This window comes from Methylobacterium sp., from assembly GCF_019745455.1.
Classification (GTDB): Bacteria; Pseudomonadota; Alphaproteobacteria; order Rhizobiales; family Beijerinckiaceae; genus Methylobacterium.
Genome location: NZ_JAIETD010000035.1, coordinates 1 through 9,392 on the forward strand (window position 1 = coordinate 1; position 9,392 = coordinate 9,392).

At 62.9% G+C, this 9,392-nt stretch carries 7 protein-coding genes and 2 pseudogenes; 7 read left to right on the forward strand and 2 right to left on the reverse strand.

Features of this window, described 5'->3' with window-relative positions:
* Positions 1-356: 356 nt before the first annotated feature.
* Positions 357-947, reverse strand: a complete 591-nt coding sequence (locus tag K2Y56_RS08590; RefSeq protein ID WP_292506965.1) for a PLP-dependent transferase — start codon at positions 945-947, stop codon at positions 357-359.
* Positions 942-2,246, reverse strand: a pseudogene (locus tag K2Y56_RS08595) (saccharopine dehydrogenase NADP-binding domain-containing protein); the annotation flags it as partial. The gene K2Y56_RS08590 and the pseudogene K2Y56_RS08595, both read right to left, overlap by 6 nt.
* 936 nt (positions 2,247-3,182) lie before the next feature.
* Here K2Y56_RS08595 and K2Y56_RS08600 point away from each other — a divergent pair.
* The 7 genes and pseudogenes from K2Y56_RS08600 to K2Y56_RS08630 all read left to right on the forward strand — a co-directional run.
* On the forward strand, positions 3,183-3,410 hold the full coding sequence (locus tag K2Y56_RS08600; RefSeq protein WP_292506960.1) for a hypothetical protein: 228 nt from the start codon (positions 3,183-3,185) through the stop codon (positions 3,408-3,410).
* A gap of 39 nt (positions 3,411-3,449) precedes the next feature.
* Positions 3,450-3,854 carry a nucleoside diphosphate kinase regulator gene (rnk, locus tag K2Y56_RS08605; RefSeq protein ID WP_292506961.1) on the forward strand — a complete coding sequence of 135 codons (405 nt, stop codon included), beginning with the start codon at positions 3,450-3,452 and terminating at the stop codon, positions 3,852-3,854.
* Positions 3,855-3,956: 102 nt separating this feature from the next.
* Positions 3,957-4,400 carry a nucleoside diphosphate kinase regulator gene (gene rnk / locus K2Y56_RS08610; protein WP_292506962.1) on the forward strand — a complete coding sequence of 148 codons (444 nt, stop codon included), beginning with the start codon at positions 3,957-3,959 and terminating at the stop codon, positions 4,398-4,400.
* Between the two features lie 225 nt (positions 4,401-4,625).
* A complete protein-coding gene (ggt, locus tag K2Y56_RS08615) occupies positions 4,626-6,335 on the forward strand; it encodes a gamma-glutamyltransferase (protein ID WP_292506966.1) in 1,710 nt (569 codons plus the stop codon).
* Positions 6,336-6,479: 144 nt separating this feature from the next.
* The gene (locus tag K2Y56_RS08620; protein ID WP_292506963.1) at positions 6,480-7,814 is read left to right on the forward strand and encodes an amidohydrolase family protein; all 1,335 of its coding nucleotides are present in this window, start codon (positions 6,480-6,482) and stop codon (positions 7,812-7,814) included.
* Between the two features lie 182 nt (positions 7,815-7,996).
* Positions 7,997-8,410: a transposase gene (locus K2Y56_RS08625; RefSeq protein WP_292506964.1), complete on the forward strand. Its 414-nt coding sequence runs from the start codon at positions 7,997-7,999 to the stop codon at positions 8,408-8,410.
* A 132-nt stretch (positions 8,411-8,542) separates the two neighbouring features.
* A pseudogene (locus K2Y56_RS08630) lies at positions 8,543-9,315 on the forward strand (IS3 family transposase); the annotation flags it as partial.
* Positions 9,316-9,392 lie beyond the last annotated feature (77 nt).

Here is a 9,392-nt window from a genome sequence, read left to right on the forward strand (position 1 = left end):
AGATCGTTCGCCCAAGGCCCGTGGCCTGCAAAGGCGATCGCTGCGTATATTGCGATCATAGAGGCACTTGAAGCTAGAGATGCTGAGGCGGCTGACCGCATGATACGCGCTCATGCAGATGCTTCTGTAGAGCACATTAATATATGCGGCGGCTACTTGGACTGAACGCCTCGCCCGCTACCAGCGAGCTCCAACAAAAATTCATTCGTCTGGATGCATTTGACGGCAGCGGGTTTGTGAGGCTTGGCTTTCTCATGTTCAGAGCGAATAGGGCGCACGTCGGAACGAAAGACCGCTGCTGTTCGATGTAGATTCACTCACGGCAGTCAGGGAAATGGTCGTAGGATCGGGGTCACTTAGGCCGGTTCGACCTCGTCCAGCGCCCGAGACAGGTCGCTCAGAAGATCTTCCTCCGCTTCGAGCCCAACCGACAGCCGGAGCAGACCGTCCGTGATGCCTGCTTTCATACGAGCCTCGGGATCCATGGCTGCATGGGTCATGGTCAGTGGGTGTGCGATCAGGCTCTCAACGCCGCCGAGCGACTCCGCCAACGTGAAGACCTGCAAAGCCGTGACGACGGTGCGTACCGCCTCGAGCCCTCCAGCAAGCTCGAAGCTCAGCATTGCGCCAAAGCCGCCCTGCTGAGCTTTGGCAAGCGCATGTCCAGGATGGGATGTCAGGCCCGGATAGTGAACGCGGCTAACCGCGGTGTGCGCCTCAAGGAAGGCAGCCAGCTTCGCTGCAGTCTGCTGCTGGCGCTCGACCCGCACGTAGAGCGTACGGACACCCCGAAGGGTGAGGTAGGCATCTAGGGGCGAGCCGGTGACGCCGATCGTGTTCGCCCAGGCGGCTAGCTCCTCGCCATGTGCCGCGTCGGCAGTAATGACTACCCCGCCGATCACGTCGGAGTGGCCGTTGAGGAACTTGGTTGTAGAGTGGATCTGCACTTCGAGGCAGCGGCGGAAGTCCATCTCGTCGGCCTCGACGATGCCGGCTTCCGGATTCTCCAGCGCCCAGACCATGCCGGCGAGCACCGCCGAGGTCACCTGCAGGCCCGTGGCGTTCTGGTAGGGGGCGATGCGACGGGTCTCCTCGATGGAGAGCTGCGAGCCATACCAGTAGGCGTTCTTGGCGTGGCCGTAGAGCAGCACGCCGAGTTCGTCGATGCCGTCGACGATCTCGGTCTCGTCGAGGATGTGGTGCCGCTCCTGCACCTTGCCGCTGCCGAACATTTCGACGAGCGAGAGCACCGCGTCGTTGGCGGGGTGGTAGGCGTAGTGGCAGGTCGGCCGGTAGGCGGCGCGCTCGCCCTCCAGCACCGTGTAGTAGTCGGAGATCGAGATGGCCTCGCTGTGAGTCACGAGGAAGGCGTATTGCGACTGGGCCGTCGGCGTCCAGGAGCGCACGCGGGTGTCGGCGCCGGGCTGGAGCAGGTAGATCGCGCAGCGCGAGCCCCTCTCCTGCTCGCGGCCGTTCTCCGGCATCCAGGTCTCGTGGGTGCCCCAGCCGAGTTCGGCCGGCTGGTTGCCCTCGGAGACGAAGCCTTCCACCGACCAGGTGTTCACGAACACGCCCTGCGGCTTCGGGGTCTTGGCCCGCTGGGTGTCGCGCTCGGCGATGTGGATGCCCTTGACGCCGATCTCGCGCATGAGGGCCGCCCACCCGGCGCGGTCCTTCGGCTCGGGAGTCGTCAAGCCGACGTCCTTTGCCACGTTGAGCAGCGCCTGCTTGACGAACCACGACACCATGCCGGGATTGGCGCCGCAGCACGACACGGCGGTGGTGCCGCCGGGGCTCGCGGTACGGGCGTCGAGGATCTCCTGGCGCAGGGCGTAGTTGGTGCGGGCGCCCTGGCTCTTGTTCTTGTCGAAGTAGAAGCCCGGCCAGGGCTCCGCGACGGTGTCGATGTAGAAGGCGCCGAGTTCGCGGCAGAGCTCCATGATCGCCCGCGACGAGGTGTCGACCGAGAGGTTCACGCAGAAGCCCTGGCCGCCGCCCTCGGTGAGCAGCGGCGTCAGCACCTCGCGATAGTTTTCCTTGGTCAGAGCGACCTGCTCGAAGCGCAGACCGTGCTGATCGGCCAGGGACTTGTGCGCGTCGGAGGGCTCGACGACCGTGAAGCGCGCCTTGTCGTATTCGAAGTGGCGCTCGATCAGCGGGAGCGTGCCGCGCCCGATGGAGCCGAAGCCGATCATTACGATGGGGCCTGTGATGCGACCATGGATGGGCCATATGGGTTCGGTCATCGTTCGTGTTCCTGTGCGTGGATAAGGTTGAGCGGCGCTTCGGAGGCGGCCGCGATGTCGTCCGCTCGGCGGACGGGAAGGTTTCAGGATCGAAGGGAAAGACGGGATCGGATCAGGCGCCCGGTTCACCCCCGGTCCATCACGGATCGAGGATGGATGTCTTGCCGACCCGTTGAGGCATCGCGCCCCCCGATGCCACGGAAATCGGACGTCGCTCGGTAGCCATTCGTGAGGTTGGGCAACGAGATAGGCAGGCGTTGGGACACCTCGGCCAAGTGCTCCCGCCCATCGACAAACGGGCCAAGCTGGGTGGCTGCAATCAGCGGGGACGACGGGCCTATCACCTACCCGGGGATCTCGTCGCTACGCCGCGCAAAATCGCACGCTTGCGCCGATTAGGTCCGGAAACGGCCTGCGAGGACGAACGGAACGCTCTGAGGATTTATCCCTGACACGGGTCACACTTAGAAAGGCAGACCGGGCGCCAGGGCTTAGGAGCCTGCTTGCAGGCTGCCCGCACGCCCAAGGAGGCGAATGCTGCGTAGAAGGTTCGACATGATGGCGTCGAGCATAGGCTAAGCCGTATGGGTGTCAATGAACGACCGTATCCAGGGTTTCCCGCGCCGAGGCGTTTCGCAATACGAAAATTGACAAGCGGGAGAACTTCCCGGAGTTATGGGGATCATGCGCAATCCTTGGCCTCCCCATCGTGGCCTGCTCCGAGCAGGTAAACTCATCGCGGGCGAGTAGCCCCGAGCCAGAAGTGCATGCGTGCACCGGTCGCTCGGGGAGTGCGTGACGGCTTCGGCCAGGACCAACCAACATCATCGTGTGTTCACCGACGGGTGGGAGCCCGTGCGGCTCGCCCGACGGCTAACCTGCGTCGCGTCCTTGCCGTCGAAGCGGCAAGCGGCACGCCATTGCGGAGTTCAAGTCATGGAAACCTCTAAGTCCGGGCCGACGGCGCGCCCTGCATCCGGAACCCCCGACGTCACAGATGGAGCGAGCGTCGCGGCACCCGCGCAGAACGTGATTCCGCTGACACGCACCGTGATCCTGTTCGCGCGCACGAATTACCCGCGTCCAATCTCCGGACCGGGAAGCGGTCGGACTGACGCCGCCCCGACGGGGGAGGACGACGACCCGGGACCACGTGTCGCCTGATCGTTCCGGATTGAAAACAGCTGCAAGGATTCGACGATCATGTCTCAGAAGATTATGAAGCCGTCCATCAAGATGACGGCGGACGACCATGAACGCCTCTCGCGGCTGGCCTCGTTCGCCGCGGATCGCACGCCTGAAGTGGCTTCCTTCCTCGCCGACGAGGTGGATCGTGCGCGGATCGTCGGGCACAGGGCGTGCGTCACCGGCCTCGTGCAGATGGGCTGTGCGGTCGAGTTCAGGGACGACGCGACGGGCAAGGTCCAGACCGTGACGCTGGTCTACCCGGGCGAGGCAGACATCGGGCAGGGACGCGTGTCCGTCATGACCCCCATCGGGGCGGCCCTGATCGGGTTGAGTATCGGCCAGTCAATGGACTGGCAAACCCGGACAGGAACCGTCAAGCGACTGACGGTCCTCAACGTGAAGGTGCCCGAGGTCGCCTAGGAGCGCCGCATCCGGCTCGGCGAACGCCACGCCGACGATGCCGACCTTTCGCATCGGTCCCTTGCCCATCGTCGCATTCGGAGAATGGAGGTCACTTTCGCGATGGATCACCTCGTCCTCGAAGGCATGCCTTCCTTGCTCATCCCGTACGTGGATTACGACACCCTGCACCGGGTCGCGTCGTGCGTGCGCGAACAGGGCCCCAGGTCCGCCCCTGCGGCCTTCCTCGCCGCCGAGTTGGATCGCGCCGACGTCGTCATGTCGGAGGTGCTGCCGCGGAACGTCGTGACGATGCATGCGCGCGTCGAGTATCGGAACGACGTGACGGACCAGGTTGGACGCCTGACCCTGGTCTATCCCGACGAGGATCGGTGGAACGAGGGATGCGTCTCAGTCCTGTCGCCGCTCGGTGCCGCAGTCCTCGGCCTATCCGAGGGGCAGTCGATCCGATGGCGCACCCCTTCGGGCGGCGCACGCGGGGTCACGGTGTTGCGTGTCCTGTTCCAGCCCCATCCGGTCAGCCCGGGCCGGTCCGGGGGTGTTTGACACGATTGTCTGATCCGGTCGGGGCGGGCGAACGCCACAAAAGTGAGATGGATCTCGGCTACGCGACTTGTACCAGTAGACGGCTGTGCTCAAGGATGATCTATGATCATCTATGTGGAATGCAAAATGCCAGTTTGAGATCTAGTGCGCCGCAGCAAAGCCAGCTGCGCCGCAATAGAAGATCTGATTATTTTTGCAAAAAATGAAGCACAGGAGACGTCACCGATGGGCGCTGCGGGAGAAATCGGCCATAGGCGGTTCATCGCTTCCCGCCGGGACGTCCTTCTCACCTCTGCAGCTGCCCTTGGAAGTGCTGCGTGGGCCAAGGGGCTTCACGCCGAAGAGCGGTCCGCCCAGAGTGGTTTAGCGCGTTCCAAGCAAGGTATGGTGACGAGTCCTCACGACCTCGCTAGCCAAGCTGGGCTTGAAGTCCTTCAGGCAGGTGGAAACGCCATCGAGGCGGCTATCGCGATTGGCGCTACCCTAAGTGTCACCTACCCACACTTCAGCGGCGTGGGTGGCGATGCCTTCATGATTATCAGTGACCGCAATGGCAAAGGCATCGCGCTTTCCGGTATCGGTCAGGCTGCAGCGAAGCCACTGAACTACAGCGGCACGATCCCAGTGCGTGGGCCTGGCTCAGCGCTGACAACCGCCGCTGCCGTCGACACGTGGGATCAGGCCTTCGAGTTCAGCCGGAGATCCTGGGGCGGTCGTCAGTCCTGGAAGGACCTGTTCAAGCGCCCGATCCAGTACGCGGCAGACGGCTTTCCCCTGACGCCATCGCAGCACTTCTGGTCCAACTTCCGCGCCAAGGAGATTGGGAACTGGCCTGACGTGGTGCGCATGTTCACGTTCGATGGCCGTATCCCAGACGTGGGAGAGACGTTCCGCCAGCCTGACCTCGCTCGCACGCTTAGCGCGGTGGCAGTGAATGGAGCGCGCGAGTTCTACGAGGGCGATCTCGCCGCCCGCATTGCACGGGGCCTGCAACAAGCGGGATCGCCGCTGACAGCCGACGACCTCGCTCGGTGCCGGGCGCGCAATGAAACCCCGCTGCGTGTCGCCTATCGGGGCGGGGAGCTCGTGAGCCTGCGTCCACCGACTCAGGGCATCACCACGTTGGAAATTATGGGAACCCTCGACCGCTTCGATCTCACCGCCATTCCGGAGGGCAGCGCCGACTATTACCATCTGCTCGTTGAAGCGGTGAAGACCGCCTTCATCGACCGGAACAGATACGTCGCCGATCCTGACTTCGTTGATGTTCCTGTCAACCGTCTCCTGTCCAAGGCCAACCTCGACGGTCATGCCAAGCGCATCGACATGGCGAAGGCAGCCCCCTGGCCATACATGTTTAAGCCAGGCGACACGGTCTTCATCGGAGCGACAGACAAAGACGGCAATTGCGTGAGCATGCTGCAGACGGTCTACTTCGACTGGGGCAGCGGGGTTGTAGCGGGAGACACGGGCATTCTGTGGCATAACCGAGGTGCATCTTTCAGCCTCGACCCACAACACATCAATGTCCTTCAACCAGGCAAGCGTCCGTTCCACACCCTCAATCCAGGCATGTACCTCACGGATGGGCGGCCCAGGCTGCTTTATGGCACCCAGGGTGCAGACGGGCAGCCCCAAACCCTTGCGGCCGTGCTAACGCGCCTGATCGACTATCAGATGGACCCGCTCACCGCACTCACCCGTCCGAGGTTCCTCCTCGGCAAGACCTTCTCGGATTCGCGGGACAGCCTGAAGCTTGAACTCGACGCAGGCAAGGACGTCTTCGCGGAACTCACAGCACGAGGTCACGAGATCAGCCCGATTCCTGCGCAAAGTCAGCTCGCGGGCCATCCGGGCGCAATCCGCATCGACCGTGATGGCACCATGGTCGGGGCTCACGACCCGCGCAGCGACGGCTTGGCCATGGGGTTCTGACGAGAGATTTTTGAGCTCTTCGGCCTTGAAAACAGCAACTTGAGCGAGAATGGGGGATCCACGATGTTGAGGGTACGTTGTGCCTGCGGGTGCTCGGGCTTGAACCGACGCTCCTTCATCAGGGGTGTCGCTTCAATCGGAACAGTGGCAACCGCGAGCGGCCTTGGCGCTTTTGGTTCAGCCATTCTTTCAAGCCCTGCACTAGCGCAAGCCGAGGCGCCGCCGCTTGGCAACGTTGAGCTTTTAATCCGCAACGTCCGCGTCGCCGACACTAAACCGCTGGTGGACTTAGCTATCAGTGACGGACGCTTCGTTGCCATTCAGCCGAACCTGGCAACGGCAGCGCAACGCACAATCGAGGCTGAGGGCAAGGCCGCGATTCCAGGCTTGCTGGAGCCGCACATCCACCTGGAAAAGGCGCTCCTTGAGCAGAGGATGCCAAACCAGTCCGGCACCTTAGCTGAGGCAATCCGAATCACGGGCATGCTGAAGGCGCGTCAAGAGCGTGACGACGTCCTCGCTCGTTCTCGGCAGGTGCTCGATATGGCCGTGGCGAACGGTGTCATCGCCGTTCGCGCCCATCCTGACGTTGACCCAATCCAGGGACTGATTGGAGTAGAAACAGGACTCACGCTGGCTCAAGAGTACAAGAGCCTACTCGACCTTGAAATCGTCGCCTTTCCCCAGGAGGGCATCATTAAAGCTCCAGGAACCCTGGGAATGATGGAGGAGGCGCTCAAGATGGGCGCCACTGTTGTCGGCGGATGTCCCTACAACGAGCGAAGCTGGGAGGACACGCAAAGCCACGTCGATCAGTGCTTTAAGCTGGCTCAGAAATACGGGCGTCCCCTCGACCTACACACCGACTTCGCAGACGACACCTCCGATCACCGGTTCGCAGCAGCGGCATATATTGCCCAGAAGACGATCGACACCGGATACCAAGGCCGCGTTACGCTGGGGCACATGACCAGTCTCGGTGCCCTGCTGCCGGACCAAGCCAAGCCAGTTATCGAGCTTCTAAAACGAGCCGATATTAGCATTGTGACATTGCCGGCAACAGACACTTACCTGGGTGGCAGAAAGGATCAGAGTAGTCCTAGGCGCGGCCTGACACCCGTCCGTGCTTTGCGGGATGCGGGCGTCAACGTTGCTTATGCCTCGAACAACATACGCAATGCCTTCACGCCCTTCGGGAAGGTCGACCCATTACAGATTGGCAATATGCTCGCCCACATCGCCCAGTTCGGGGCGCCGGCTGATCAGGCATACGTCCTGCAAATGGCCACCAGAAACGCAGCTCGGGCTATGGGCATAGCTGATCGGTACGGAATTGAGGTTGGCAAGCAAGCCAACCTGGTGATCTTGGACACACCGTCTGTGGCAAATGCCATCCTAGATCTCCCCCCACGCTCGTGGGTTGTAAAAGGAGGAAGGGTGACTGTGGAAACACAGCATAAATCCATCATTTATAGATAAAAATGCCGCCCGTAGATTGACGGTGAATTTGCATGCCATGCGCCGCTCCGGCGAGCGGTTCAACCGAACAGCAGGAGTTGCGGCTTGATCGTACGCGTCCGGTGATGGCCGCGGTCGACGGCATCGCGCACTTGGCTGAAGCCTGACCTTAATGCTGGCGTTAAGGTCAGCGGGTTGGAGCGATGCGGGTCGAGGTACTGGAAGGGGCCGAACGACGGCGGCGCTGGTCGTTCGAGGACAAGGTGCGGATCGTCGAAGCTTCGTACGAGGCGGGAGTGTCGGTGTGTTCGGTGGCGCGCCGGCACGGAATCGCCCAGGGCCTGCTGTTCACGTGGCGACGCCAGGCTCGGGAAGGCCGTTTGGGCGGGGACGAGCAGGCCCCGGTCTTCGTGCCCGTCGCGATCACCCCGGAGCCAGCGCCGGCGGTTCCAGTTCTGCGGTCGGATGATCTTGATTTTGCGGCCCAGCCCCGTCGAGCGCGGCGCAAGACCGGGATCATGGAGATCGATCTCGGTGGTGGTCGGCGTCTCAAGGTCGACCGGGACGTCGATGCCGCGGCACTGCGTCGGGTGCTCGATGCCCTGGAGGGGCGATGATCCCGCTGCCGGCCAACGTTCGGGTCTGGCTGGCGACCGGCCACACAGAGGTGGCTCGAGGAATCTGCACAGTGGGGCTGAGTGGAGTTTCTGCCTGACGGCGGCCAGGATGGCTGCGGATCAGGAGCGATGATGAGCAAGCGACAGCGCCGGAACCACCTCCCGGCCTTCAAGGCGAAGGTGGCTTTGGCTGCCCTGCGGGGCGAGAAGACGCTGGCCGAATTGGCTCAGCAGGTCGATGTCCACCCCAACCAGATCACGACCTGGAAGGCCCAGCTTCTCGACGGGGCTGCCGGGGTGTTCGGGGCCGCGCCCCGGTCGGAAGCGGCACCGGCCATCGACGTGAAGACGCTGCATGCCAAGATCGGCGAGTTGACGCTGACCAATGATTTTTTGTCCGGCGCGCTTGGGCCAAGGCCGGTCTTCTGAGCGCAAAGCGATGATCGATCGAGGTCACAATCTCCCCATCGCCGCCCAGGCCAAGGCGCTTGGGATCAGCCGAGGCAGTGTCTACTACCTGCCGCGCCCAGTCCCAGCCGCTGATCTCGCCGTGATGCGGCGGATGGACGAGTTGCATCTCGAACTCCCCTTCGCCGGGAGCCGGATGCTGCGGGACCTTCTGAACAAAGAGGGCCTTGTGATCGGCCGCCGCCATGTCGCGACGCTGATGAAGCGCTCGGCGCATCGAGGCCCTCTATCGCAAGCCGAACACCTCGAAGCCGGCACCTGGGCACAAGATCTATCCATACCTCCTGCGCGGGATGACGATCGATCGGCCCAATCAGGTTTGGGCCATGGACATGACCTACGTGCCCATGGCGCGCGGGTTCGTCTACCTCGCCGCCGTCATCGATTGGTTCAGCCGCCGGGTGCTGTCCTGGCGGCTATCGATCACGATGGAGGCCGACTGCGGATTCCGACGGAAGCCGGCCACCCATTCCGACGCGAAGCCGGCCAGCGTTCCGATTTGATGTCGGCCACC